This window comes from Streptomyces sp. NPDC047085, assembly GCF_040643735.1.
Taxonomy (GTDB): domain Bacteria; phylum Actinomycetota; class Actinomycetes; order Streptomycetales; family Streptomycetaceae; genus Streptomyces.
Genome location: NZ_JBEYUW010000001.1, coordinates 897,922 through 923,567, shown reverse-complemented (window position 1 = coordinate 923,567; position 25,646 = coordinate 897,922). Strand labels below are relative to the sequence as shown.

Here is a 25,646-nt window from a genome sequence, read left to right as displayed (position 1 = left end):
CACCGACAGTCGAAAGTCAGGCCCGTCCACCGAGGACGACGCGTCTGGGACGACGCGCCTAGTCCGCCGTGGCGTCCTTCAGCGGGCGGCCCGGGTCGGACAGGGCTTCGGGGTGCATGCGGCGGCCCGACTCGATCAGCCGGCGGCCCTGGGCCAGGTCACGCGGGCGGCCCACCGCCAGGAGGGCGACCAGCCGGTCCTCGCGCAGCCAGCACACCGTCCAGGCCGGGCCCTCCGGGTCGCCGCGCCACACCATCCGGTCGGCGGTGGCGTGGTGGCCCGCGTACTGGACGAACCGGCCGAACTGCTCGGACCAGAAGTACGGCACCGGGTCGTAGACCACGGTCTGCTGGCCGAGGATGTTCGCGGCGACCGTACGCGGCCCCTGCAGGGCGTTGTCCCAGTGGTGGACCAGCAGCCGGGTGCCGTAGCGGGCCGAGGGGAAGGAGGCGCAGTCGCCGACCGCGTACACGTCCTCGGCGGAGGTGCGCAGGTGGTCGTCGGCCACGACCTCGCCGTACCCGCCCAGCTCGATGCCGGAGCCGGCCAGCCAGCCGGTGGCGGGGCGGGCGCCGATGCCGACCACGACGGCGCCGGCGGGCAGCCGCGAGCCGTCCGCGAGCACCACTTCGCCGGGCTCGACGCGCTCCACGCGCGCGTCCGTGCGCAGTTCGGCGCCGCTGTCGGCGTACCAGGCGGTCATCGGCGCGGCGACCTCGGCGGGCAGTGCGCCGGCCAGCGGCCGGCCGGCGGCCTCGACGACGGTCACCGAGCAGCCGGCCTCCCGGGCGGCCGTGGCGAACTCGGCGCCGATCCAGCCGGCGCCGACGACCACGATGTCGTGCTGCCGGGCGAGCACGGGCCGCAGCCGCTCGGCGTCGTCCAGGGTGCGCAGCAGATGCACGCCGGGCACGCCCTCGGTGCCGGGCAGCCGGATCGGTTCGGCGCCGGTGGCGAGGACGAGGACGTCGTACGGGACGGGCCCGGCCTCGGTGTCCAGTGCGTGGTCGGCGGGGCGCACGCCCAGCGCCTCGCAGCCGAGCCGCAGTTCGATGTCGAGCGACTCGAAGTCGACGTCGAAGGCGGAGCCCTCGGACGTGCCGAGCAGCACGGCCTTGGACAGCGGCGGCCGGTCGTAGGGCTGATGGGGTTCCGCGCCGATGAGGGTCACGGTGCCCTTGAAACCCTGTTCCCGCAGGGCGACCGCGGTCTGCACCCCGGCCATGCCCGCACCCACGACGACCACGCGCCGCTCCCGTCCCGCGCCCTGGTGCGCGGTGCCTTCCTGCGCTGTCTGCTCGCTCACCCGATCACCATAGACAACTGACACGTCAGTCAGCGGGCGTGCTGCGGACCTGCTCCACGACACTCGTCCCGGCGCCCGGCTGCGACTCCCACTCCCAGGCCTCCTCCAGGCGCACCCGCCCGTCCGGAAGCTCGACGACGGTCGACACGCAGTGCCCCGAGGACGTGGTCCCGTCGTGCTTGAGCTGGACGTACCGGAAGTCCAGCCGGTCACCGTCCCGGGTGCCGACCAGATGGCCGCGTACGACGTCGCCGCCCGCGTACTCGGCCCAGATCTCGCCGTCCTTCTCGTGGTACGCGAACCGGGTACGGGTGCCCACCTGACCTGGGGCCTGGTCCGCGACCGGGGCGAGGATCAGTCCGTCGAGCGAGCGGGCCATGGGCAGAGGCTCCCTTTACAAGCGAACGGCTTCGCGGGCTAGGGTGGCCACCGTACAAGCACTCGCGGGAGCCCGGACGCACCGGGCTGAGAGGGAGGCTGGGCGGCCTCCGACCGTACGAACCTGATCCGGGTCATGCCGGCGAAGGGAGGGGCTGGACGCCCATGTCGTCACGTACGTCCGATACATCCGATGTCCTCGTCATCGGGGGCGGGATCATCGGCCTGGTCACGGCCTGGCGGGCCGCGCAGCGCGGGCTCGCCACGACCGTGGTGGACCCCGAGCCCGGCGGCGGGGCCGCGCTGGTCGCGGCGGGGATGCTGGCCGCGGTCACCGAACTGCACTACGGCGAGGAGACGCTGCTCGCCCTGAACCTGGAGTCCGCCCGCCGCTACCCCGACTTCGCGGCGGAGCTGACCGAGCTGACCGGCCATGACCTCGGCTACCGCCGCTGCGGCACCCTCGCGATCGCGCTCGATGCCGATGACCGCGCCCACCTGCGCGAACTGCACGCGCTGCAGCAGCGTTCCGGTCTGGAGGCGGAGTGGCTGTCCGGGCGGGACTGCCGACGCCTGGAGCCGATGCTCGCGCCCGGCGTGCGCGGCGGCCTCAGGGTCGACGGGGACCACCAGATCGACCCGCGGCGGCTGGCCGCGGCCCTGGTGGCCGCGTGCGAGCAGGCCGGGGTGGTCTTCCACCGGTCGTGGGCCGAGCGGCTCGACGTCGTACGGGACCGGGCCGCCGGCGTCACCACGGCGGACGGCACCGCGCTGGCCGCGGGGCAGGTGGTGCTCGCGGGCGGGAGCCTGAGCGGGCGGCTCGCGGGTGTGTCGGACGAGGTGCTGCCTCCGGTGCGGCCGGTGAAGGGCCAGGTGCTGCGGCTGACCGTGCCGCGCCGGTACGCGCCGTTCCTGAGCCGTACCGTGCGGGCCGTGGTGCGGGGCAGCCAGGTGTACCTGGTGCCCCGGGAGAACGGGGAGCTGGTCGTCGGCGCCACCAGCGAGGAGCTGGGCTGGGACACGACGGTGACGGCGGGCGGAGTGTACGAGCTGCTGCGCGACGCCCACGAGCTGGTGCCCGGCATCACGGAGCTGCCCCTCACCGAGACGCGGGCCGGGCTGCGCCCCGGCTCCCCGGACAACGCGCCGCTGCTCGGCCCGTCCGGCCTGGACGGGCTGCTGCTGGCCACCGGGCACTACCGCAACGGGGTGCTGCTCACCCCGGTCACCGGGGACGTCATGGCGGAGCTGCTGGCCGGCGGTGAACTGCCCGAGGAGGCCCGCCCGTTCACGCCGCAGCGCTTCGGCGGCGCGGCCAGGGAACAGTACGCGCCCAGGGAACAGCACACGCGCAGGGAGCAGCACGCACACATGGAACAGCACGCACGCATGGAGCAGCCCGCATGACCCTCTCCGTCACCATCTCCGTGAACGGGGAGCGCCGCGAGGTCGCCCCGGGCACCGCGCTGGACTCCCTCGTGAAGACCCTCACCGCGGCGCCCTCCGGGGTGGCCGCCGCCGTCAACGAGACCGTCGTCCCGCGCACGCAGTGGGCGACCACGGCCCTCACCGAGGGCGACCGTGTCGAAGTCCTCACCGCCGTGCAAGGAGGCTGACCCATGGCCGACGATCCCTTCGTCCTCGGCGGTGTGCCCCTCGGCTCCCGGCTGATCATGGGCACGGGCGGCGCGCCCAGCCTGGACGTGCTGGAGCGCGCGCTGGTCGCCTCCGGCACCGAGCTGACCACGGTGGCCATGCGGCGGGTCGATCCCTCGGTGCACGGCTCGGTGCTGTCGGTGCTGGAGAAGCTGGGCATCCGGGTGCTGCCGAACACCGCGGGCTGTTTCACCGCCGGGGAGGCCGTGCTGACCGCCCGGCTGGCCCGGGAGGCGCTGGGCACCGACCTGGTCAAGCTGGAGGTCATCGCCGACGAGCGGACCCTGCTGCCCGACCCCGTGGAGCTGCTGGACGCGGCGGAGACGCTGGTCGACGACGGGTTCACGGTGCTGCCGTACACCAACGACGACCCCGTGCTCGCGCGGAAGCTGGAGGACGTGGGCTGTGCGGCGGTGATGCCGCTGGGCTCGCCGATCGGCTCCGGGCTCGGCATCCGCAACCCGCACAACTTCCAGCTGATCGTGGAGCACGCGCGCGTGCCGGTGATCCTGGACGCGGGTGCCGGTACGGCGTCCGACGTGGCACTGGCGATGGAGCTGGGGTGCGCGGGCGTCATGCTCGCCTCCGCCGTCACCCGGGCACAGGAGCCCGAGACGATGGCCGCCGCCATGAAGCACGCGGTGGAGGCGGGACGGCTGGCCCGGCTGGCCGGGCGGATCCCGCGCCGGCACTTCGCGGAGGCCTCCTCCCCCACCGAGGGCCGCGCGCATCTGGACCCCGAGCGGCCCGCCTTCTAGGGTCTGTCTTCCGGATCAGGCCGGCTCCGGCTGACCGAGCCTCCTGGCGGACCCGAGCGGGGTCTGGTGCGTGCAGATGCAAGGCGGAGGAGGGAGTCGACGCGGAGCGTCGGCGATCGACGACAACGCCGCAGATGTGCGTGCCAGACCCCGCGACCCCGGCAAGATCCGGAAGGCAGGCCCTAGGGCGGAATGGACGGAACCCGGCCACACGGTCGCACAACAGTCACAGGTCTGCTGCATTCCGTCGCCCGAACAGCGCAGTGGGCCGGGCCTGTCGGTCCCTCCTCGTAGACTCCGTTGCGTGGATACGACCCTTCAGGACCCCCTCGTCGGGCAGGTGCTCGACGGCCGGTATCGCGTCGACGCGCGGATCGCCGTCGGCGGGATGGCCACGGTCTACCGGGCCCTGGACACCCGCTTGGACCGGGTGCTCGCGCTCAAGGTGATGCACCCGACGCTGGCGGCCGACGGGTCGTTCGTGGAGCGGTTCATCCGGGAGGCCAAGTCGGTCGCCCGGCTCGCCCACCCCAACGTGGTGCAGGTCTTCGACCAGGGCACCGACGGGTCGTACGTGTACCTGGCGATGGAGTACATCGCCGGGTGCACCCTGCGGGACGTGCTGCGCGAGCGGGGCGCGCTGCAGCCGCGGGCCGCGCTGGACATCCTGGAGCCCGTGCTGGCCGCGCTCGGCGCCGCGCACCGGGCCGGGTTCGTGCACCGGGACATGAAGCCCGAGAACGTGCTGATAGGGGACGACGGCCGGGTCAAGGTCGCCGACTTCGGGCTGGTGCGGTCCGTGGACACCCAGACCAGCACGACGGGTGCCGTGCTCGGGACCGTGTCGTATCTCGCGCCGGAGCAGATCGAGCAGGGCACCGCCGACCCGCGCGTCGACGTGTACGCGTGCGGTGTGGTGCTCTACGAGATGCTGACCGGCGGCAAGCCGCACTCCGGGGACACACCCGCGCAGGTGCTCTACAAGCACATCCACGAGGACGTGCCGCCGCCCTCGGCGCTGGTGCCCGGGCTGCCGTACGAGCTGGACGAGCTGGTCGCCTCGGCCACCGCGCGCACCCCCGACGTCCGCCCGCAGGACGCGGCGGCACTGCTCGGCCAGGTGCTCCAGGCGCGGGCCGGTCTCAGCGCCGCGCAGCTGGACGCCCTGCCGCCGCAGGCGCTCTCCGCCGGCCACGACATCGCCGAGGACCGTACGAGCGTGATCCCGCGCTCGCTGACCGTGCCCCGGCCGCTGCCCGTCAACGAGGACGAGGAGGAGCCCGCGCCCGGCGGCGTGCGGCACACCACCCGGCTGGGCGCCCCGCCCGAGCCTCCCCGGCGCACCCTTCAGCGGCCCCGGCGCGGACTGCTGACGCTGGTCGCGGCCGTGCTGGTGGTGTTCGGCGTGGGCGCCGGGGTCTGGTACATCAACTCCGGCCAGTTCACGAAGGTCCCGCCGGTGCTGTCCCGGACCGAGGCGCAGGCCAAGGACCGGCTCCACGCGGCCGGTCTCGACGTCAAGCAGGTCAAGCACGCCTACAGCGACACCGTCGACCGCGGCACGGTCATCAGCTCCGACCCCGCGCCCGGCGCCCGGATCCGCGACCACGACTCGGTGACCCTGACCGTCTCGCTCGGCCCGGAGACGGTGAACGTGCCGAACGTGAAGGGACAGTCGCTGGCCAGGGCGCGGGCCCGGCTGAAGGCGGACGGCCTCGAGCCGGGCATGGTCACCCGCGAGTTCAGCGAGGACGTGGCCCGGGGCCAGGTGATCGGTACGAACCCGCAGCCGGGCACCAAGCAGCACGCCGGCGCGGCGATCGCGCTCGTCGTCAGCAAGGGCAGCCCCGTCGACGTGCCGGACGTCACCGGCGACGACCCGGACAGCGCCCGGCAGGAGCTGGAGGACGCCGGGCTGAAGGTGAAGATCGCCACCGAGCGGGTCAACTCCGAGTTCGACAAGGGCAAGGTCGCGCGGCAGACCCCGGGCGACGGCAGCCGGGCCGCCGAGGGCGACACCGTGACGCTGACGCTGTCCAAGGGCCCGGAGATGGTCGAGGTCCCGGACGTGGTCGGGTCGAACGTGGACGACGCGAGGAAGGAGCTGGAGGACGCCGGCTTCAAGGTCGAGGAGGACCGCGGGCTGCTCGGGCTGTTCGGCGACACCGTGGAGAAGCAGTCGGTGGAGGGCGGCGACAGGGCGCCCAAGGGGTCGACGATCACGATCACCATCCGATGACGCGGACCGCGGACCGGCGGGGGAAGAAGGCGTGACACTCTGAACGGGTGACAAGCCAGCAGCCCTCTTCCCCCGCCTCCGCCTCTCCCGGCCCCTCCGCTCCCTCGGGGGCCCTGTCCGGTGCCGCTCGCAATCCCGTCGGCGGTCACGTGCCGGTGGCCGGCGGACTGCACACGGTGGGTCTGTCGTACGCCCATGATCTGAAGGCGGAGACCGTGCAGGTCTTCGTCGCCAATCCGCGCGGCTGGGCCACCCCGGCCGGGAACCCCCGGCAGGACGAGGCGTTCCGTGAGGTGTGCGCAGCGGAGTCGATCCCGGTGTACGTGCACGCGCCGTACCTGATCAACTTCGGCTCGCACACCGAGGCGACCGTGGAGCGGTCGGTGGAGTCGCTGCGGCACTCGCTGCGGCGCGGGCGGGAGATCGGCGCGCTCGGCGTGGTGGTGCACACCGGCAGCGCGACCGGCGGGCGGACGCGGGAGGTGGCGCTGCGGCAGGTGCGGGAGCGCATGCTGCCGCTGCTGGACGAGCTGACCCACGACGACGACCCGTTCCTGCTGCTGGAGTCGACCGCCGGGCAGGGCTTCTCGCTGTGCTCGCGCACCTGGGACTTCGGCCCGTACTTCGAGGCGCTGGACGCCCATCCGAAGCTGGGCGTCTGCCTCGACACCTGCCATGTCTTCGCCGCCGGTCACGACCTGACCGGCCCGAGCGGCATGCACCAGACCCTCGACCTGCTGGTCGACACCGTCGGCGAGGGCCGGCTGAGGCTGATCCACGCCAACGACTCCAAGGACGTGGTGGGCGCGCACAAGGACCGGCACGAGAACATCGGCGCCGGTCACATCGGCGAGGACCCCTTCCGCGCCCTGATGACCCACCCGGCGACGCGGGGCGTCCCGCTGATCATCGAGACCCCCGGTGGCAAGGAGGGGCATGCGGCGGATGTGGAGCGGCTGAAAAAACTCCGCGACGGATAACCACTTGGGGAATACCCCTGGGGGGTATACGGTTCTTGCTCGGTGCAGGAACCGTTACCTGACATGGGGGTAGTCATGCAGCACGAGGCACACGCGGAGCACACAGAGCACGCCGAGCACGCCCAGCACATGGAACACGCGGCGCACGCGCATCACCACGAGGGCCACGCGCATCACCACGCGCCCGCCACCACCTGGTCCATGGCCGCCCAGGCGACCCTGCACTGCCTCACCGGCTGCGCCATCGGCGAAGTGCTCGGCATGGTCATCGGCACCGCGTTCGGCTGGGGGAACCTGCCGACGATGATCCTGGCGATCGTGCTGGCCTTCTTCTTCGGCTACTCGCTCACCCTGCGCGGGGTGCTGAAGGCGGGCGTCGACTTCGGTACGGCCTTCAAGGTGGCGCTGGCAGCGGACACCCTGTCGATCGCCGTGATGGAACTGATCGACAACGGCGTGATCCTGGTCTGGCCCTCGGCGATGGACGCCACGCTGAGCGACGCGCTGTTCTGGATCTCGCTGGTCATCTCGCTCGTGATCGCCTTCGTGGTGACCACCCCGGTCAACAAGTGGACGATCAGCCGGGGCAAGGGCCACGCGGTGGTGCACCAGTACCACCACTGACCGGCACACCAGGAGACGTCAGAGCTCGGGGCCGTCCCCGGGCTCTTCCTGGTAGGAGTAGCGCTGTTCCTTCCAGGGGTCGCCGATGTTGTGGTAGCCGCGCTCCTCCCAGAAGCCGCGGCGGTCGGCGGTCATGTACTCCACGCCGCGCACCCACTTGGGGCCCTTCCACGCGTACAGGTGGGGCACGACCAGGCGGACCGGGAAGCCGTGCTCGGCGGTGAGGAGCTCGCCGTCCTTGTGGGTGGCGAAGATCGCGCGGTCGGAGGCGAAGTCCGACAGCCGCAGGTTCGAGCTGAACCCGTACTCGGCCCACACCATCACATGGGTGACGTCCGGCGCCGGCGGGGCCAGGTCCAGGATCGCCTGGGCCGGGACCCCGCCCCACTCCGCGCCGAGCATGCTGAACTTCGTCACGCAGTGCAGATCGGCCACCACGGTGGTGTACGGCAGGGCCGTGAACTCCTCGTGGTTCCACGCGCGCTTGTCACCGTCGGCGGTGGCGCCGAAGACACTGAATTCCCAGCGCTCGGGCCGGAATTTCGGGACGGGCCCGTAGTGCATGACCGGCCATCCGCGCTGGAGTCGCTGCCCCGGCGGAAGGTCGGGCCCCACTCCTGCTCCAGACACGCGCTCCACCGGATGACCCATGTATCCATCCTGACAGACCTTGGGCAGTGCCCTTGACCACCGGTTCACGAACCGGACAACTGCCACTAAGCAAGCACGTAATTAACTAAGTACGCACTTACTGGACGATCTTCCCTGCCGGTGAAATCATGCGGCGGCATACCTCCCCCGTTTTTCCGTGTGGAAGGAGCCGCTGCGATGCAGGGCGACCCCGAGGTCATCGAGTTCCTGAACGAACAGCTCACCGGCGAGCTGACCGCGATCAACCAGTACTTCCTGCACGCGAAGATGCAGGAGAACCTCGGCTGGTACAAGCTCGCCACGTACACGCGGCGCGAGTCGTTCGACGAGATGAAGCACGCCGAGGTGCTCACCGACCGCATCCTGTTCCTGGAAGGGCTGCCCAACTACCAGCGGCTGTTCCATGTGCGGGTGGGGCAGACCGTCAAGGAGATGTTCGAGGCCGACCGGCAGATCGAGGTGGAGGCGATCGACCGGCTGCGGCGGGGCATCAAGGTGATGCGCGAGAAGGGCGACATCACGTCCGCGAACATCTTCGAGACCATCCTCGCCGACGAGGAGCACCACATCGACTACCTCGACACCCAGCTGGACCTGGTGGACAAGCTCGGCGAGGCGCTCTACATCTCCCAGCTGATCGAGCAGCCGGAGAGCTAGGCGGCGGCAGAGCCCGGCGACGGCCGGAAAGCCGGGCGGGCCGAAGAACTAGGCCGCTTCGTCCAGGCCGGTGGGGCCGGACAGCCCGGCGAGCGCGGGCTTGCCCTGGTCGGCCAGTTCCCGGCGCGGGCACGCGCCACGGCCCAGCAGCGCCTGGATCCGGCGCACACACGAACCGCAGTCCGTGCCGGCCTTGCAGGCGGACGCTATCTGGCGGGGGGTGCAGGCGCCGTCCTCCGCGTGCTTCTTGACCTGCGCCTCGGTGATGCCGAAGCAGCTGCAGACGTACACGCGGATTCACCTCCCGACGGGATCGCTCCCTTGACTGCCATCCCCTTGATCGGTGAGGCAAACCTAACCTTACCGGCCGCGCCGGGACCGTGAAAGGGGGAAGGGGCGCGGATCGCGTGTGATCCGCGCCCCAGATCGGTCACCGATCCCCGTGGCCGGTCACTGGTCCCGGTACATCTCCGCGACGAGGAACGCCAGGTCCAGCGACTGGCTGCGGTTCAGCCGCGGGTCGCAGGCCGTCTCGTAGCGCTGGTGCAGGTCGTCGACGAAGATCTCGTCGCCGCCGCCCACGCACTCGGTGACGTCGTCGCCGGTCAGCTCCACGTGGATGCCGCCCGGGTGGGTGCCGAGCGCCTTGTGGACCTCGAAGAAGCCCTTGACCTCGTCGAGCACGTCATCGAAGCGGCGGGTCTTGTGCCCGGAGGCCGCCTCGAAGGTGTTGCCGTGCATCGGGTCGGTCACCCAGGCCACCGTCGCGCCGGACGCCGTGACCTTCTCGACCAGCTCGGGGAGCTTGTCGCGGATCTTGTCGGCGCCCATGCGGACGATGAAGGTCAGCCGGCCCGGCTCCCGCTCGGGGTCGAGGCGCTCGATGTACTGCAGCGCCTCCTCGGCCGTCGTGGCCGGGCCGAGCTTGATGCCGATCGGGTTGCTGATCTTCGAGGCGAACTCGATGTGCGCGCCGTCCAGCTGCCGGGTGCGCTCACCGATCCACACCATGTGGCCGGAGACGTCGTACAGCTTGCCGGTGCGGGAGTCGACCCGGGTCAGGGCGGACTCGTAGGCGAGCAGCAGCGCCTCGTGGGAGGCGTAGAACTCGACCGTCTTGAACTCCTCCGGCTCGGCGCCGCAGGCCCGCATGAAGTTCAGCGCGTTGTCGATCTCCCGCGCGAGCTGCTCGTAGCGCTGGCCCGAGGGGGACGACTTCACGAAGTCCTGGTTCCAGGCGTGCACCTGGCGCAGGTCGGCGTAGCCACCGGTGGTGAAGGCGCGCACCAGGTTCAGCGTGGAGGCGGACGCGTGGTACATCCGCTTCAGCCGCTCGGGGTCCGGGATCCGGCTGGCCTCGGTGAAGTCGAAGCCGTTGACGGAGTCGCCCCGGTACACCGGGAGCGTCACGCCGTCGCGGGTCTCGGTCGGCTTGGAGCGCGGCTTGGAGTACTGCCCCGCGATACGGCCCACCTTCACCACGGGCACAGAGGCCGCGTAGGTCAGGACGGCACCCATCTGGAGCAGCGTCTTGAGCTTGTTGCGGATGTGGTCGGCGGACACGGCGTCGAAGGCCTCGGCGCAGTCGCCGCCCTGGAGGAGGAACGCCTCTCCCTTGGCGACGGCCGCCAACCGGGCGCGCAGCTGGTCGCACTCGCCCGCGAAGACGAGCGGCGGATACGACTCGAGGTCCGCGATCACTGCGCGCAGAGCCTCGGGGTCGGGGTACTCGGGCTGCTGCGCCGCGGGCAGGTCTCGCCAGGTGTTGCCAGCGCTCGGGCTGGTCTTAGCGTTCACGGTCACCCCCTAAACATTACGGGGTCCTGTCCGATGCTTTTTGTCCCGCTCGAAGAATGAGACGCCATGACTGCCACGTGGACGCCCGACCGGTGCGGTAGGGTCTCCTCCATGTTCGCGCTTTCGATCCAGAACTGGTGGTGGACCGCTCATCCGGCGGCCCACTGATCGCGCGTATCCAAGACTTCGCGAAGGCCGCCCGAGGGGCGGCCTTCGGCGTGTCCGGGGTCGTTCCTCTCCGTCAGACGATCGAGAAGGAGCCCGACCCGTGAACCTCCAGGACCTGCTGTCCGACCCCCGCCCCTTCGCCCTGCTGCGGCGCCGCACCCCGGGCCGCGACGAGCACACGGTGGAGGTGCTGATCGGCCCCGTCACCGCCCGCGAGCGTCTGGCCGAGCTGCCCGACGAGGGGCTCGCGCTCGTCCCGTTCCGGCAGATCCGCGAGCGCGGCTTCGACGTCCGCGACGACGGCACCCCACTGCTGGTGCTGACGCCCGAGGAGTCGTACGAGATCCCGCTCGACGAGGCCCTGCGGACGCTGCCCGGTCACGCGGTGCGGGTCGAGGGCGGGGGCTTCGACGTCGGCGACGAGGAGTACGCCGAGATCGTCGGGCGGGTGCTGCGCGAGGAGATCGGCCGGGGCGAGGGCGCGAACTTCGTGATCCGGCGGACGTACGAGGGCCGGGTCCCGGGGTTCGGCCGTGCCGACGCGCTGGCGCTGTTCCGGCGGCTGCTGGAGGGCGAGCGGGGCGCGTACTGGACGTTCGTCGTGCACACCGGGGACCGGACGCTGGTCGGGGCCAGCCCCGAGGTGCACGTGCGGATGTCCGGCGGGACCGTCGTCATGAACCCGATCAGCGGGACCTACCGCTATCCCGCCGAGGGGCCGACGCCGGAGCACCTGCTGGACTTCCTCGCCGACGGCAAGGAGATCGAGGAGCTGTCCATGGTCGTCGACGAGGAACTGAAGATGATGTGCACCGTCGGCGACATGGGCGGGGTGGTCGTCGGTCCCCGGCTGAAGGAGATGGCGCACCTCGCGCACACCGAGTACGAGCTGCGCGGCAGGTCCTCCCTGGACGTGCGGGAGGTGCTGAGGGAGACCATGTTCGCGGCGACGGTCACGGGGTCGCCGGTGCAGAACGCGTGCCGGGTGATCGAGCGGCACGAGGTCGGCGGGCGTGGCTACTACGCGGGGGCGCTGGCCCTCCTCGGCAGGGACTCCGGGGGCGCTCAGACCCTGGACTCCCCCATCCTGATCCGCACCGCCGACATCTCCGCCGACGGTCGGCTCCGCGTCCCGGTCGGCGCGACGCTCGTGCGCGGCTCGGACCCGGCGGGCGAGGTGGCGGAGACCCACGCGAAGGCGGCGGGCGTGCTGGCGGCGCTCGGGGTACGGCCGTCCCGGCCGCGGGAGGAGCGGGCGCGGCCCCGGCTGGCCGAGGACCCCCGGGTGCGGGCCGCGCTGGACGGGCGCCGCTCGGCGCTGGCGCCGTTCTGGCTGCGGATGCAGGAGCGGTCGGCGGCGCTGGAGGGGCATGCCCTGGTGGTCGACGGGGAGGACACCTTCACGGCGATGCTGGCGCACGTGCTGCGCTCGGCCGGCCTGGAGGTGACCGTACGGCGCTACGACGAGCCGGGGCTGCGGGAGACCGTCCTCGCGCACGAGGGGCCGGTCGTGCTCGGCCCCGGCCCGGGTGACCCCGCGGACCTCGCCGACCCGAAGATGCGGTTCCTGCGGGAGCTGGCCGCCGAGGTGATCCGGGAGCACCGGCACGGCGTGCTCGGGGTGTGCCTCGGGCACGAGCTGATCGCGGCGGAGCTGGGCCTGGAGATCGTACGGAAGGAAGTCCCGTACCAGGGGGCGCAGACGGAGGTCGACCTGTTCGGGCGGCCGGAGACCGTCGGCTTCTACAACAGCTTCGTGGCGCACTGCGACGAGGACACGGCACGCGAGCTGGCCGCGCACCAGGTGGAGGTGTGCCGGGCCGAGAACGGGGAGGTGCACGCCGTACGAGGTCCGGGCTTCGCAGGGCTGCAGTTCCACCCGGAGTCGGTGCTGAGCCTGAACGGGGCCGCGGTCGTGCGGGAACTGATCGGGCAGGTGCGCCGCACGACCGTGTAGCCGTCTCGTACCGGGGGCCGTCTCGTACCGGTGGCCGTCCGGGGCCGCCGTCAGCCGAAGAAGACCCCGACCTCCTCGTACAGCTTGGGGTCGACCGTCTTCAGTTTGGCGGTGGCCTCGGCGATCGGGACGCGGACGATGTCGGTGCCGCGCAGGGCGACCATCTTGCCGAAGTCGCCGTCGCGGACGCAGTCGATGGCGTGCAGGCCGAAGCGGGTGGCGAGCCAGCGGTCGAAGGCGCTCGGGGTGCCGCCGCGCTGAATGTGGCCGAGGACCGTGGTGCGGGCCTCCTTGCCGGTGCGCTTCTCGATCTCCTTGGCCAGCCACTCGCCGACCCCGGAGAGCCGGACGTGCCCGAAGGAGTCGAGCGACTCGTCCTTGAGGACCATCTCGCCGTCCTTCGGCATGGCGCCCTCGGCGACGACCACGATCGGGGCGTACGACGCCTTGAAGCGGGAGGTGATCCAGGCGCACACCTGGTCGAGGTCGAAGCGCTGCTCGGGGATGAGGATGACGTTGGCGCCGCCGGCGAGGCCGGAGTGCAGGGCGATCCAGCCGGCGTGGCGGCCCATCACCTCGCAGACGAGGACCCGCATGTGGGACTCGGCGGTGGTGTGCAGCCGGTCGATGGCCTCGGTGGCGATGCCGACGGCGGTGTCGAAGCCGAAGGTGTAGTCGGTGGCCGACAGGTCGTTGTCGATGGTCTTCGGTACGCCGACGACGGGCACGCCGTACTCGTCGGTGAGGGCCGCGGCCACGCCCAGGGTGTCCTCGCCGCCGATCGCGATGAGCGCCTCGACCTCCTGCTTGGCCAGGTTCTCCTTGATCCGGCGGATGCCGCCCTCCACCTTGAGGGGGTTGGTGCGCGAGGAGCCGAGGATGGTGCCGCCGCGCGGCAGGATGCCGCGCACGGCGGGGATGTCGAGGCGCAGGGTGTCGCCCTCGAGGGGACCGCGCCAGCCGTCCCGGAAGCCGACGAAGTCGTAGCCGTACTCCTGCACGCCCTTGCGGACGATGCCCCGGATGACGGCGTTGAGCCCGGGGCAGTCGCCGCCTCCGGTCAGTACTCCGACCCGCATGGAAATGTCCCTTCACCGCGGTTGCCTGACGCCCAGTCACGGTAATGGTGATGCGCGTCACACAGCGAGAGGCGGGAAGGGTGATTCCGGTGAATTGTCGGGAGGCGGCTTGACCAGGCGGTTTCAGGCGTCGTCGAGGCCGCGCTCGATCGCGTACCGCACCAGCTCGACCCTGTTGTGCAGCTGAAGCTTGCCGAGGGTGTTCTGGACGTGGTTCTGGACCGTGCGGTGGGAGATGACGAGGCGTTCGGCGATCTGCTTGTAGCTCAGGCCCTTGGCGACCAGCCGCAGCACCTCGGTCTCCCGCTCGGTGAGCCGGGGCGCCCCGGGCTCGTCGGTGCCCTGGGCGGGGGCGGGCTCGGAGGCCAGGCGGCGGTACTCGCCGAGGACCAGGCCGGCGAGGCCGGGGGTGAACACCGGGTCGCCGACGGCGGTGCGGCGCACGGCGTCCAGGAGTTCCTCGGTGGAGGCCGACTTCAGCAGGTAGCCGGTCGCGCCGGACTTCACCGCCTCCAGGACGTCGGCGTGCTCGCCGCTCGCGGACAGCACGAGGACGCGCAGGGCGGGGTTGTGGCCGACGAGTTCCTTGCAGACCTGGACGCCGGGCTTGGCGGGCAGGTTGAGGTCCAGGACGAGGACGTCGGGGGCGGCGGCCTTGGCGCGACGGACGGCCTGTTCGCCGTCGCCGGCGGTGGCGACCACCTCGAAGCCGGACTCGGTCAGGTCCCGGGCGACCGCGTCGCGCCACATGGGGTGGTCGTCGACCACCATGACCCTGATCGGGTCCTGCTGCTGGCTCATCGCTTCTCCGCCTTCCCCCGCGCCCGCCGGGCGCCCTTCGGTACTTTCAGTTCGACTTCCGTGCCCTGGCCCGGGACGGAGATCAGCTCGGCGCTGCCGCCGAGGTCGCGCAGCCGTCCCCGGATCGACTGGGCCACGCCGAGCCTGCCCTCGCCCTCGGCCTGGGCGAGCCGGCCCTCGGGGATGCCGGGGCCGTCGTCCCGGACGGTCACGATGATCTCGCCGGGCTCGTCCTCGATCAGGATCCAGGCCCGGGCGTCCGCTCCGGCGTGCTCGCGCACATTGTCCAGGGCGGCGCCCACGGCGGCGGCCAGCTCCCGTGCCGCGGCCCGCGGCAGCGGCACCGGGGCGCCGGGCTCGGCGAGGCTGACCCGGGCCCCGGCGTAGCGGGCGAGCAGGGTACGCAGGTCGACGGGGCCGTCGGCCGGCTCGTCGTCGGGCTCCTCGACCGCGCGGACGACGGCACCGGCGGCCGCGTCCTCCGAGATCCGGGAGACCGGCAGCAGGCCGCCGGAGACCAGGGTGCGCAGCGCCACCTCCTGCTCCCCCGCGAGCCGGCCCAGCTCGGCCGCCTCACCGCCGAGGACGGCGCCGCGCCGCTGCACCATGGCCAGCACCTGGAGCACGCTGTCGTGGATGTCCCGGGCCAGCCGCTCCCGTTCGCGGGTCGCGGCCTCGATCTCCAGGGCGCGGGCGAGGGTGCGCTCGGAGGCGCGGGCGACCTCGACGACGTAGCCGATGGCGATGGCGGCCACCCAGACCAGGATCACGTTGTGCACGGTGTCCCGGGCGGGGTTGCCGCGCTCGACCAGGTTGGCGGCGGCGACCGTCGTGGAGGCGAACGCGGCCCAGCGCCAGCCGCCCTTGAGGGCGAAGGCCAGCACCGAGCCGGCGGTCCATATCGACGGCAGGGTCGGGCCGCCGCCCGCGATCCGCTCGTGGTTGTCGGCGAGCGGGGTGAGCAGGATGCCGGTGAGGGCGACGGCCAGGTCGGCGGCCAGGAAGCGCTTGGTGCAGCTGGCCTCGTTCGCCACCCGGGGCAGGGTGGCCAGCGTCCACACGACGAGCACCGCGTAGTAGGCGACGGCGACCCAGGGGCGGACGAAATGGGAGTACGCGGTGGCGCACAGGCCGATGGCGTACAGCATCGTCAGCACGCGGTACCCGGCCAGCGCGCGCCACAGCGGCAGCTCGACCGACATCCGCATGACCCGCTCGCGCTTGGCCACGACCCCCCCCGATCCCCCGGACTCCCCGCTAGGCCCCTGCCTGCTTCTTCTCCGCCTTCTCGGCTTCCTTGGCCGCCTTCGCCGCCTCCGCGATCTGCCGCTTGGCGGCGGTCGCGTAGATGTCGACGTACTCCTGGCCGGAGAGCTTCATGATCTCGTACATGACCTCGTCGGTCACCGCCCGCAGCACGAACCGGTCGTGCTCCATGCCGTGGTAGCGGCTGAAGTCGAGCGGCTTGCCGATCCGGATGCCGGGCCGCATCAGCTTCGGCATCACCTTGCCGGGCGGCTGGATCTTCTCGGTGTCGATCATCGCGACCGGGATGACCGGAGCGCCGGTGGCGAGGGCCACGCGCGCGAGGCCGCCGGGCTTGCCCCGGTACAGGCGGCCGTCGGGCGAGCGGGTGCCCTCCGGGTAGATGCCGAACAGCTCGCCTCGCTCCAGCACCTCTATGCCGCTCTTGATCGCGGCCTCGCCGGCGCCGCGCGCCCCGGAGCGGTCCACCGGGAGCTGTCCGACGCCCTTGAAGAAGGCCGCGGTGAGGCGGCCCTTCACGCCGGGGGTGGTGAAGTACTCGGCCTTCGCGATGAAGGTGACCTTGCGGTCGAGGACCGCGGGCAGGAAGAACGAGTCCGAGAAGGACAGGTGGTTGCTCGCCAGGATGGCGGGGCCCTCGGCCGGAATGTTCTCCAACCCCTCCACCCAGGGCCTGAAGGCGACCTTCAGCGGCCCTCCGATGGCGACCTTCATCGTGCCGTACAACACCCGTGTGCCTCCCGTTTCCGTCGCTCAGACCTTAACCCGGACCGCCGCCAATGACCCCGACGACCCTGGTCGGTGTCAGTGCGGTCGCGTACGGTGAAGCACATCCGCCAGTTCTGCACGCCTCTCTCTCAGGAACAGGAGCCCGAAAGGTGCCGGTTCTTCCCGGAGCCGAGCCGTACCGCCACGAGGGCGGGGAGGTGGGTGTCCTCCTCTGTCACGGCTTCACCGGCTCGCCCCAGTCGCTGCGCTCCTGGGCGGAGCACCACGCGGCGCACGGCCTGACCGTGTCGCTGCCGCTGCTGCCCGGGCACGGCACCCGCTGGGAGGACCTGCTGGTCACGGGCTGGCAGGACTGGTACGCGGAGGTGGACCGCGCGCTGCTGCTGCTCTCCGACCGCTGTTCCCGGGTGTTCGTGGCGGGCCTGTCGATGGGCGGCGCGCTGGCCCTCAGGCTGGCGGCGCAGCACGGGGAGCGGGTCGGCGGGGTGGTGCTCGTCAATCCGGCGAACCGGGTGCACGGGCTGTCGGCGTACGCCCTTCCGGTGGCGCGGCACCTGGTGCGGACGACGAAGGGCATCGCCAGCGACATCTCCATGGGCGGCGCGGCGGAGCTGGGCTACGACCGGGTGCCGCTGCACGCGGCGCACTCCCTGCGGCGGTTCCTGCGCCGGCTGGACGTCGAGCTGCCCCAGGTGACCCAGCCGTTGCTGCTGTTGCGCAGCGCCCAGGACCATGTGGTCCCGGCGGCCGACTCGGCCCGGGTGCTGAGCCGGGTGTCGTCCACGGACGTGACGGAGGTCGTGCTGGAACAGAGTTACCACGTCGCGACGTTGGACCACGATGCGGACCGGATCTTCGAGGAGAGCCTCGCCTTCATCGGCCGGCTCGCACCCACTCTCGGCAAGGAAGGGACGGCCGCAGTTGGCTGAGCACGACTCCGACCGCGAGGACCGCGAGGACCGCGAGCCGGACGACCAGGGGGTGCCCTTCGACGAGGAGGCCGCCTGGAAGGCGATCGTCGCGGGATACGGCGAGGAGCCGCCGGACCCGCCCGGGTCCCGGCCCTTCAAGCCGATAGAGGACCTCGCGCTGCTCGAGAAGGAGCCCCCGGGCGAGGACGCCGACGGCGCGGAGGAGCCGCGGCCGGCCCGGCCGCTGGGCAGTTCGGTCTCGTTCGCGCCCGGCGTCGGCGGCCCGCGCGACTACACCGCGCCGGAAGCGTCCGAGGACGACTTCGACGAGGACGACGAGGGCCACTTCGTGCCGCCCGAGCCGCCCCCGCTGCCGACCGCCGACACCACGGCCCGGTTCGCCTGGCTCGGGGTGCTCGGCGGGCCGGTCCTGCTCCTGCTGGCGGTGCTGCTCGGCTGGCAGATGACCTGGTGGCTGACGACCCTCGGCATAGGCGGGTTCCTCGGCGGCTTCGTGACACTGGTGACGCGGATGCGGACGGACGACGACGAGGACGACGACCCGGGGCGCGGCGCGGTGGTCTGACGCGCGCTACGACGCCGGGATCTTGAGGGCGGCCAGGACCGGGAGATGGTCCGTGGCCGCCCTCAAATCTGCCCGGCTCACACCCGGCTGGTCCAGCGGCACCCCGCAGCCCAGCACCTCGATGCCCTTCGTGGCGAAGACGGCGTCGATGCGCTGGTGCGGGTCGGTGGGGGTGGAGGTCTGTTCGCCGCCCCAGGGGGCCGTGGCCCGGCAGTCCTGGAGAGCGTCGGCAAGGAGGCGGAACGAGCGGCCGTCGGGGCGTTCGTTGAGGTCGCCGCCCGCGACGGCGTGCTCCACGCCCAGGCCGGCGAGCCGGTCGAGGAGCATGCCGGCCTGCTCGTAGCGCTCGTCCTTCTGCAGCGACAGATGACAGCTGATCACGCCCAGGCGGGCCGAGCCGAACCGGACGACGGCTGTGGCGAAGCCGCGCCGGTGGAGGCCGGGGGTGAGCGGGAGGAGTACGTCCTCCGTTCGTTCGACGGTGGCGCGCAGGCTGCACAGAACGGCCGGTCCCGCCGCCGTCGCTCCGCCGGTGAGGATGACCTGTCCCGAGGCCGCTGCCAGCCGCGCCAGCTTCTTGCGCCAGCGGAAGAAGCGGGGGGCTTCCTGGACGAGGACCAGGTCGGGGGCGCAGGCGGTGATCACCCTGGCGAGGGCGCCGGTGTCGTCGCGCATCGAGCGGATGTTGTAGCTGAGGACGCGGATGACGGCGGAACCGTCGGGTTCCGTACGGGAGTTGGGGAGCAGCATGGTGGTCGCCATGACGATCAACATACGACGATGCCCGCCGTCCCGGGACCGGACGCGGCGGGCACTGTCGTACGTGGGGCTCACTACATGACCGGGTCGGGCTCCCGGGCCAGGTCGGCCGCGCCGACGAGGCCCGCCTTGTTGCCCAGCTGGGCGGCGATCACGTCGGCGACCGGGCGCCAGTTGCCGCCCACCAGCCAGCGCTTGTAGGACTTGCGGATCGGGTCGAGGACCAGTTCGCCCTCGTCGGAGAGGCCGCCGCCGACGATGAAGGCGGAGGGGTCGAAGAGGGAGGCCAGGTCGGCGAGGCCGGCGCCGACCCAACGGGCCAGCTCGCGGTAGGAGTCGACGGCGACCGGGTCGCCCTGGCGGGCGGCGATGGAGATGTGCTTGCCCTCGATGCCGTCGGGGCTGCCGTCGCCGAGGGCGAGCAGGGTCTCGGCCCGGTCGGGGGTGGCGTTGGCGCGCTGCTTGGCGTAGCGGACCAGGGCGCGGCCGGAGGCGTACTGCTCCCAGCAGCCCTGCGAGCCGCAGCCGCACAGCAGACCGTCCGGGACCATGCGGATGTGGCCGAACTCGGCGGCCACGCCGAAGTGGCCGCGGCGCAGCTTGTTGCCGATGATGATGCCGCCGCCGAGGCCGGTGCCGAGCGTGATGCAGATGACGTTGCGGTGGCCCTTGCCGGCGCCGAACTTGTACTCGCCCCAGGCGGCGGCGTTGGCGTCGTTCTCGACCACGACCGGGAGGCCGGTGCGCGCCTCGACCTTCTCCTTGAGCGGCTCGTTGCGCCAGTCGATGTTGGGAGCGAAGTACACCGTGGAGCGCTGCCGGTTGACGTAACCGGCCGCACCGATGCCCACGCCGACGATCTCGTGCCCGGCGCGCGCGCCCTCGACGGCGGAGGCGATGGCGTCCACGATCGCCTCGGGCGTGCCCGGGGTCGGCACCTTGTGGGTCGAGAGGATGTTGCCTTCCTCGTCGACCACGCCGGCCGCGATCTTGGTGCCGCCGATGTCGACGCCGATGGTGAGTCCCATGAATCCCTCAGTTTCGGTCGAGCCCCGCTAAGGCCAACCGTACCCGAGGCCCTGCCCTGGGACGGCTTCAGTCCAGGTCGATGCGCTCCCCCGGTCCGGTGCCCTCGCCGCCGTCGTGGCGGGTGCCCGGCCGGTCGTCGCCGTCGTCCTTCGGGCGGGCGGGGCCGGTGGTCCAGCGGTGCTCGTGGGCCTGGACGGCGGAGCGGTAGGCGGCGAGCAGTTCGTTGCCGGCGGCGGCGAGGTGGTCGAAGACGTCCGGGTTGCGCTCTATGACGGGCTCGACGGCGGCCTTCGCCTGCTGGACGACCTGGCGCACGACCTGCTGGGCCGCGGGACCGGCGACGGCTCCGAGCAGCGGGGACTGGAGGCCGGACAGCTTGTCGGCCACCGTGTCCACGAGCTTCTTCAGTTCCTCGGCGGCCGAGCCGGGGGGCGTGCCGTACGCGGCGCGGCGGCGCGCCTGCTCGGCTTCGAGGTCCTCGGCACAGGCCGTGGCCCAGGCGTCGGCGTCGGTCGCCCGCTCCTCGGGGGAAGGATCGGGTGCGGGGCGCTCTTCGCTCATGACGGACTCCTGACTACGGTTCGCACCTTCGACGTTACCCGAACGGGGGTACCGGATCAGCGTCCGGCGGTGGGCCACAGCGCGGGGTCCGGGGCGAACCGGATACGGAGTTCGCCCTCGCGCAGCCCGGCACCGGCGACGGTGCAGCGGCGCAGGGCGGACGGGAGCGAAACGATCCGGCGGAAGGGGCCGGCCGTGATCACCAGTTCGTCGCCGCGCCGGACCAGGTCGAGATCGTCCCGTACCGCGCCGGGCAGCGGGATGTGCCAGACCAGGTGGCCGTCCTCGGCGAGCCGGTCGGCGACGGGCCACTCGACCGGGGCGGGCGCGGGGTTGACGCCGGGGACGGCGAGGGCGTCCAGGTCGTCGGTGCCGTGGGGGTCGCGGCCGAGGTGCGGTACGGCGTGCACGTCGTACGTCTCCTGCCACTCGGCCAGGGCCTTGCGCTGCTGGGCGAGGAGGCCCGCGAGCCAGGTGTCGGGCACGGTCTCGGGCAGGACGCGGTTGGCGACGAGGGCCTCGGTGCGCAGGCCGCGCAGGGCGAGGCCCAGGGCGGCGGTCCGTACGGCGTCGGCGCCGGCCGGGCCGGGTTCGGCGACCAGGCGTACGGCGGTGCGCCGGTCGGTGAGGACGGCTTCGACGGCGGCCAGCTCGACGTCCCAGCGGGACGCCGTCTCGTACAGCCACTCGGCGGGCATGGGGATGCCGGCCAGCCGGCCGAGGACGGGCCGCAGCGCCCGGGCCGCCTGCCGCTCGGGCGGGAGCAGCCTGCGCAGATAGCGGCGCAGCTCCTCGGGGAGGGCGAGCAGGGCGAGGGCCTCCGGCAGCGGCGGGAGGTCCACGACGAGAAGGTCGTAGCGCTCCGACAGTGCCGCGTCCCTGAGGGCGCGCAGAAAGGACAGCTCCTCGGCGCCGGGCAGCGGGGTGACTTCCTCACCATCCAGCCGGGCGGCCCCGAGCAGGTCCAGGACGTTGGCGGCGCGGCTCTGGAACGCGGTGAGGTCCTGCTGGAACCGCTCGACCGCGTCGGGCCGCCACGCGGTGAGGAGCGGGGCGGCCTCGGTCGGGACCGGTCCTGTCCCGGTGCCCAGTGCCACGCCCAGGGTGTCGGTGCGATCGGCACTGAGCAGGAGCGTGCGGGTGCCTTCGTCCGCGGCGCGCTGTGCGGTGGCGGCAGCGATGGTGGTACGACCGCTGCCGCCCGGGCCCGTGATCAGGATGGTGCGCATGAGGGTGAACGGTAACGGAGGGCGGTGGCCGCAGGGGCAGCGGCGGGCGCTAGTTCTCCCCCGACTCCACCCTCTACTTCTCCCCCGACTCCACGCGCTTCTTCAGGCCCGCCAGGGCGCGGTCGATGATGACCTTCTCCGCCTTGCGCTTGATCATGCCGAGCATGGGGATCTTGACGTCGACGGTGAGCTGGTAGGTGACCTCGGTGGCGCCCGCGCCGGCCGGCTTGAGGATGTAGGAGCCGTCGAGGGAGCGCAGCATCTGGGACTTCACCAGGGTCCAGGAGACCTCGTTCTCCCCGGTCCAGGTGTAGCCCAGGGTCTGGTCGTCCTTGATGGCACCGGCGTCCATGACGAGGCGGACCTGCTCGGCGCGGCCCTGGTCGTCGGTCTTGAGGACCTCCGCCTCCTTGACCTCGCCGGTCCAGTCCGGGTAGCGCGCGAAGTCGGCGATCACCGCCATGACGTCGGCCGGGGCCGCCTCGATCGTGATGCTCGAACTGGTGTGTTCCGCCATCGCCGTGGCTCCTCCAGACGCGGACCTAAGAGTGTGCAGCGTGAAGGCTACCGCGCCGCCGACCTGCTGCCTTCACCCCGTATACGGGTGCTCACCATTCGAGCGCCCAGGGCTTGCCCGTACCGGCGAAATGTCCCACGTTGACGCATTCCGTGGCCCCGATCCGCATCCGGCTCACCAGCGGTTGGTGGACGTGCCCGAACAGTGAGTAACGCGGTCTGGTGCGGCGGATCGCGTCCAGCAGGGCGCGGCTGCCCCGCTCGAAGCGGCGCGCGACGGTGTCGTAGACCAGCTCCGGCACCTCCGGCGGGATGTGGGTGCACAGCACGTCGACCTCACCGACCGCTTCGATCTTCGCCGCGTACTCCTCGTCGTCGATCTCGTACGGGGTGCGCATCGGTGAGCGCAGGCCGCCGCCGACGAAGCCGAAGGTCCAGCCGCCGATCTCGACGCGCTCGCCGTCCAGCACGGTGGTGCCGGGTCCGGCGTACTCGGCCCACAGAGGAGGCATGTCGACATTGCCGTAGGTGGCGTACGTCGGTGTCGGGAACGCGGCGAACAGCTCGGCGTACTGCTTGCGGACCGCTCCCTCGATGGCGGTGCGCCGGTCGGCACCGAGGCCCGTCCACAGCTGCGCGCCGAACGCGCGCGCCTCCTCGAAGCGGCGGGCGGTGCGCAGCTCGACGATGCGGTCGGCGTTCTCCTTGCCGAACAGGTCGGGAAAGATCCCGCGCGAGTGATCGGCGTAGTCGAGGAAGAGGACGAGGTCGCCGAGGCAGAGCAGGGCGTCCGCACCCTCGCCGGCCCGGGCCAGGTCACGGGCGTTGCCGTGCACGTCGCTGACCACGTGGACGCGGGTCCTGCGGTTGCCGGTAGGTGTAGATGCCATGGTGATGAAGGGTAAGGCTGTGGGGTGTGCGTGAACAGTGGCGGACCGGCTTGCGGTTACTGGCCGGTCGGTCAAGGGGTGGACTACTGTGCGCGAAGAACGCCAACCTGTGTGACGCAGCGAACATCTCACCGGAACCCCCTGTCGTAGGGGCCATACCGGCGGGTAACGTCCGGGCAGTCCAGTCGTGCTCTGGTTTTCAACATGTGATTCCCGCATGTGAATCCCGGAGTACTTGCCCGAGCCTTGGACCGCACCGTCGCATCACACAGTGTCGTGGCGCCGGCGCCCTATGAGGAGCAGCAGTCTTGCGCGAGTTCAGCCTTCCGGCTTTGTACGAGGTCCCTGCGGACGGCAATCTGACCGACATCGTCCGCAGAAACGCCGCGCAGCATCCCGACGTCGCCGTCATCGCCCGCAAGACCGGCGGCGCCTGGCAGGACGTGACGGCCCGGCAGTTCCTGACCGAGGTGCACACCGCCGCCAAGGGCCTGATCGCCGCCGGTGTGCAGCCGGGCGACCGGGTCGCCCTGATGTCCCGCACCCGCTACGAGTGGACGCTGCTGGACTTCGCGATCTGGAGCGCCGGCGCGGTCACCGTGCCGGTGTACGAGACCAGCTCGCCGGAGCAGGTGCAGTGGATCCTGTCCGACTCGGGCGCGACCGCCTGCGTCGTGGAGCTGCCGGGCCACGCGGCCGCCGTGGACGCGGTGCGCGACGCGCTGCCCGCCCTCAAGCACGTCTGGCAGATCGAGGCCGGCGGTCTGGAGGAGCTGGCCCGCCTCGGCCAGGACGTATCGGACGCGACCGTGGAGGAGCGCAGCTCGCTCGCCAAGGCGGACGACGCGGCGACCATCGTCTACACGAGCGGTACGACCGGGCGCCCCAAGGGCTGCGTGCTGAGCCACCGCAGCTTCTTCGCCGAGTGCGGCAACATCGTCGAGCGGCTGCGGCCGCTGTTCCGCACCGGTGAGTGTTCCGTGCTCCTCTTCCTGCCGCTCGCGCACGTCTTCGGGCGGCTGGTGCAGATCGCGCCCATGATGGCGCCGATCAAGCTCGGCTGCGTCCCGGACATCAAGAACCTCACCGACGAACTGGCCGCGTTCCGGCCGACGCTGATCCTCGGCGTCCCGCGCGTCTTCGAGAAGGTCTACAACACGGCGCGCGCCAAGGCGCAGGCCGACGGCAAGGGCGGCGTCTTCGACAAGGCCGCGGACACCGCGATCGCCTACAGCAAGGCGCTGGACACCCCGTCGGGCCCGTCCCTGGGTCTGAAGATCAAGCACAAGGTCTTCGACAGGCTGGTCTACAGCAAGCTGCGCGCGGTCCTCGGCGGCCGGGGCGAGTACGCCATCTCCGGCGGCGCCCCGCTGGGCGAGCGGCTCGGCCACTTCTTCCGGGGCATCGGCTTCACGGTGCTGGAGGGCTACGGCCTGACCGAGTCCTGCGCGGCGACCGCGTTCAACCCGTGGGACCGGCAGAAGATCGGCACGGTCGGCCAGCCGCTGCCCGGCTCGGTGATCCGGATAGCGGACGACGGCGAGGTGCTGCTGCACGGCGAGCACCTGTTCAAGGAGTACTGGAACAACCCGGGCGCGACCGCGGAGGCGTTGGCCGACGGCTGGTTCCACACCGGTGACATCGGCACCCTGGACGAGGACGGCTACCTCAGGATCACCGGCCGGAAGAAGGAGATCATCGTCACCGCGGGCGGCAAGAACGTGGCCCCGGCGGTGATCGAGGACCGGATCCGGGCGCACGCGCTGGTCGCGGAGTGCATGGTGGTGGGCGACGGGCGGCCGTTCGTCGGCGCGCTGGTCACCATCGACGAGGAGTTCCTGGGCCGTTGGGCCGCCGAGCACGGCAAGCCGGCGGGCGCCACCGCGGCGTCGCTGCGCGAGGACCCGGATCTCATCGCTGCGATCCAGACGGCCGTCGACGACGGCAACGCCGCGGTGTCGAAGGCGGAATCGGTGCGGAAGTTCCGCATTCTGTCCTCCCAGTTCACGGAGGAGTCGGGCCACCTCACCCCGTCGCTGAAGCTCAAGCGGAACGTGGTGGCGAAGGATTACTCGGACGAGATCGAGGCGATCTACGCGAAGTAGTCACCCCCGGAGCA

The 25,646-nt window shown here is 71.8% G+C and carries 27 protein-coding genes and 1 riboswitch; of the genes, 12 read left to right on the top strand and 15 right to left on the bottom strand.

The window, feature by feature from the left end; translation table 11 throughout:
* Positions 1–58 precede the first annotated feature (58 nt).
* Complete coding sequence (locus ABZ865_RS03960; protein ID WP_361223324.1) at positions 59–1,306, bottom strand: FAD-dependent oxidoreductase; 1,248 nt, start codon at positions 1,304–1,306, stop codon at positions 59–61.
* Between the two features lie 25 nt (positions 1,307–1,331).
* On the bottom strand, positions 1,332–1,685 hold the full coding sequence (locus tag ABZ865_RS03955; protein ID WP_361223321.1) for a hypothetical protein: 354 nt from the start codon (positions 1,683–1,685) through the stop codon (positions 1,332–1,334).
* A 54-nt stretch (positions 1,686–1,739) separates the two neighbouring features.
* A riboswitch (TPP riboswitch) is annotated at positions 1,740–1,852 on the top strand.
* Between ABZ865_RS03955 and thiO the strand changes: the two genes are divergently transcribed.
* The 6 genes from thiO (at position 1,850) to ABZ865_RS03925 (ending at position 7,941) form a co-directional block, all read left to right on the top strand.
* Entirely contained in the window at positions 1,850–3,091 is a 1,242-nt protein-coding gene (thiO, locus tag ABZ865_RS03950; RefSeq protein WP_361223318.1) for a glycine oxidase ThiO, read from the top strand. It overlaps the preceding riboswitch by 3 nt.
* The gene (gene thiS, locus ABZ865_RS03945) at positions 3,088–3,300 is read left to right on the top strand and encodes a sulfur carrier protein ThiS (RefSeq protein ID WP_361223315.1); all 213 of its coding nucleotides are present in this window, start codon (positions 3,088–3,090) and stop codon (positions 3,298–3,300) included. Before thiO ends, thiS begins: the two co-directional genes overlap by 4 nt.
* Positions 3,301–3,303: 3 nt before the next feature.
* Positions 3,304–4,098: a thiazole synthase gene (locus ABZ865_RS03940; RefSeq protein ID WP_361223312.1), complete on the top strand. Its 795-nt coding sequence runs from the start codon at positions 3,304–3,306 to the stop codon at positions 4,096–4,098.
* A 304-nt stretch (positions 4,099–4,402) separates the two neighbouring features.
* Positions 4,403–6,337 carry a Stk1 family PASTA domain-containing Ser/Thr kinase gene (gene pknB / locus ABZ865_RS03935; protein WP_361223309.1) on the top strand — a complete coding sequence of 645 codons (1,935 nt, stop codon included), beginning with the start codon at positions 4,403–4,405 and terminating at the stop codon, positions 6,335–6,337.
* 113 nt (positions 6,338–6,450) lie between these two features.
* Positions 6,451–7,317 carry a deoxyribonuclease IV gene (locus ABZ865_RS03930; protein WP_361224372.1) on the top strand — a complete coding sequence of 289 codons (867 nt, stop codon included), beginning with the start codon at positions 6,451–6,453 and terminating at the stop codon, positions 7,315–7,317.
* Between the two features lie 129 nt (positions 7,318–7,446).
* On the top strand, positions 7,447–7,941 hold the full coding sequence (locus tag ABZ865_RS03925) for a DUF4396 domain-containing protein (RefSeq protein WP_361224369.1): 495 nt from the start codon (positions 7,447–7,449) through the stop codon (positions 7,939–7,941).
* Positions 7,942–7,959: 18 nt separating this feature from the next.
* On the opposite strand, the gene ABZ865_RS03920 is transcribed toward ABZ865_RS03925, so the two are convergent.
* Complete coding sequence (locus ABZ865_RS03920; protein WP_361223307.1) at positions 7,960–8,592, bottom strand: sulfite oxidase-like oxidoreductase; 633 nt, start codon at positions 8,590–8,592, stop codon at positions 7,960–7,962.
* 177 nt (positions 8,593–8,769) lie between these two features.
* Here ABZ865_RS03920 and bfr point away from each other — a divergent pair, with 177 nt between their 5' ends.
* Positions 8,770–9,249: a bacterioferritin gene (bfr, locus tag ABZ865_RS03915; RefSeq protein ID WP_361223304.1), complete on the top strand. Its 480-nt coding sequence runs from the start codon at positions 8,770–8,772 to the stop codon at positions 9,247–9,249.
* A gap of 48 nt (positions 9,250–9,297) precedes the next feature.
* On the opposite strand, the gene ABZ865_RS03910 is transcribed toward bfr, so the two are convergent.
* Complete coding sequence (locus tag ABZ865_RS03910; protein ID WP_361223299.1) at positions 9,298–9,540, bottom strand: (2Fe-2S)-binding protein; 243 nt, start codon at positions 9,538–9,540, stop codon at positions 9,298–9,300.
* A gap of 159 nt (positions 9,541–9,699) precedes the next feature.
* Entirely contained in the window at positions 9,700–11,052 is a 1,353-nt protein-coding gene (locus ABZ865_RS03905; RefSeq protein ID WP_361223296.1) for a class II 3-deoxy-7-phosphoheptulonate synthase, read from the bottom strand.
* A gap of 60 nt (positions 11,053–11,112) precedes the next feature.
* Between ABZ865_RS03905 and ABZ865_RS03900 the strand changes: the two genes are divergently transcribed.
* A complete protein-coding gene (locus ABZ865_RS03900) occupies positions 11,113–11,214 on the top strand; it encodes a trp operon leader peptide (protein ID WP_361223294.1) in 102 nt (33 codons plus the stop codon).
* 100 nt (positions 11,215–11,314) lie between these two features.
* Positions 11,315–13,171: an anthranilate synthase family protein gene (locus ABZ865_RS03895; RefSeq protein ID WP_361223291.1), complete on the top strand. Its 1,857-nt coding sequence runs from the start codon at positions 11,315–11,317 to the stop codon at positions 13,169–13,171.
* Positions 13,172–13,221: 50 nt separating this feature from the next.
* On the opposite strand, the gene ABZ865_RS03890 is transcribed toward ABZ865_RS03895, so the two are convergent.
* The 4 genes from ABZ865_RS03890 to ABZ865_RS03875 all read right to left on the bottom strand — a co-directional run bounded on the left by ABZ865_RS03890 (position 13,222) and on the right by ABZ865_RS03875 (position 17,046).
* Positions 13,222–14,250, bottom strand: coding sequence for a 6-phosphofructokinase (locus tag ABZ865_RS03890; protein WP_361223289.1), 1,029 nt, complete (start codon positions 14,248–14,250; stop codon positions 13,222–13,224).
* Between the two features lie 123 nt (positions 14,251–14,373).
* The gene (locus ABZ865_RS03885) at positions 14,374–15,051 is read right to left on the bottom strand and encodes a response regulator transcription factor (RefSeq protein ID WP_361223286.1); all 678 of its coding nucleotides are present in this window, start codon (positions 15,049–15,051) and stop codon (positions 14,374–14,376) included.
* Positions 15,048–16,280 carry a DUF5931 domain-containing protein gene (locus ABZ865_RS03880; RefSeq protein WP_361223283.1) on the bottom strand — a complete coding sequence of 411 codons (1,233 nt, stop codon included), beginning with the start codon at positions 16,278–16,280 and terminating at the stop codon, positions 15,048–15,050. Before ABZ865_RS03880 ends, ABZ865_RS03885 begins: the two co-directional genes overlap by 4 nt.
* Before the next feature lie 28 nt (positions 16,281–16,308).
* Positions 16,309–17,046 carry a lysophospholipid acyltransferase family protein gene (locus ABZ865_RS03875; protein ID WP_361223280.1) on the bottom strand — a complete coding sequence of 246 codons (738 nt, stop codon included), beginning with the start codon at positions 17,044–17,046 and terminating at the stop codon, positions 16,309–16,311.
* Positions 17,047–17,195: 149 nt separating this feature from the next.
* Between ABZ865_RS03875 and ABZ865_RS03870 the strand changes: the two genes are divergently transcribed.
* Together ABZ865_RS03870 and ABZ865_RS03865 are read left to right on the top strand one after the other, a co-directional pair.
* Complete coding sequence (locus ABZ865_RS03870; RefSeq protein ID WP_361223277.1) at positions 17,196–17,975, top strand: alpha/beta fold hydrolase; 780 nt, start codon at positions 17,196–17,198, stop codon at positions 17,973–17,975.
* Entirely contained in the window at positions 17,968–18,543 is a 576-nt protein-coding gene (locus ABZ865_RS03865; protein WP_361223274.1) for a hypothetical protein, read from the top strand. Before ABZ865_RS03870 ends, ABZ865_RS03865 begins: the two co-directional genes overlap by 8 nt.
* A gap of 6 nt (positions 18,544–18,549) precedes the next feature.
* Here ABZ865_RS03865 and ABZ865_RS03860 read toward each other — a convergent pair whose 3' ends face one another.
* The 6 genes from ABZ865_RS03860 to ABZ865_RS03835 all read right to left on the bottom strand — a co-directional run bounded on the left by ABZ865_RS03860 (position 18,550) and on the right by ABZ865_RS03835 (position 23,527).
* Positions 18,550–19,305, bottom strand: coding sequence for an endonuclease/exonuclease/phosphatase family protein (locus ABZ865_RS03860; protein ID WP_361223272.1), 756 nt, complete (start codon positions 19,303–19,305; stop codon positions 18,550–18,552).
* Positions 19,306–19,376: 71 nt separating this feature from the next.
* On the bottom strand, positions 19,377–20,330 hold the full coding sequence (locus ABZ865_RS03855; RefSeq protein WP_361223268.1) for an ROK family glucokinase: 954 nt from the start codon (positions 20,328–20,330) through the stop codon (positions 19,377–19,379).
* Between the two features lie 67 nt (positions 20,331–20,397).
* Positions 20,398–20,892, bottom strand: a complete 495-nt coding sequence (locus ABZ865_RS03850; protein ID WP_361223265.1) for a DUF5304 domain-containing protein — start codon at positions 20,890–20,892, stop codon at positions 20,398–20,400.
* A gap of 56 nt (positions 20,893–20,948) precedes the next feature.
* Positions 20,949–22,121 carry an ArsA-related P-loop ATPase gene (locus tag ABZ865_RS03845; protein WP_361223263.1) on the bottom strand — a complete coding sequence of 391 codons (1,173 nt, stop codon included), beginning with the start codon at positions 22,119–22,121 and terminating at the stop codon, positions 20,949–20,951.
* 73 nt (positions 22,122–22,194) lie between these two features.
* Entirely contained in the window at positions 22,195–22,638 is a 444-nt protein-coding gene (locus ABZ865_RS03840; protein ID WP_361223261.1) for an SRPBCC family protein, read from the bottom strand.
* 91 nt (positions 22,639–22,729) lie between these two features.
* Positions 22,730–23,527, bottom strand: a complete 798-nt coding sequence (locus ABZ865_RS03835) for a metallophosphoesterase (protein WP_361223258.1) — start codon at positions 23,525–23,527, stop codon at positions 22,730–22,732.
* Between the two features lie 308 nt (positions 23,528–23,835).
* Here ABZ865_RS03835 and ABZ865_RS03830 point away from each other — a divergent pair, with 308 nt between their 5' ends.
* Positions 23,836–25,632: an AMP-dependent synthetase/ligase gene (locus tag ABZ865_RS03830; protein WP_361223256.1), complete on the top strand. Its 1,797-nt coding sequence runs from the start codon at positions 23,836–23,838 to the stop codon at positions 25,630–25,632.
* Positions 25,633–25,646: the final 14 nt, after the last annotated feature.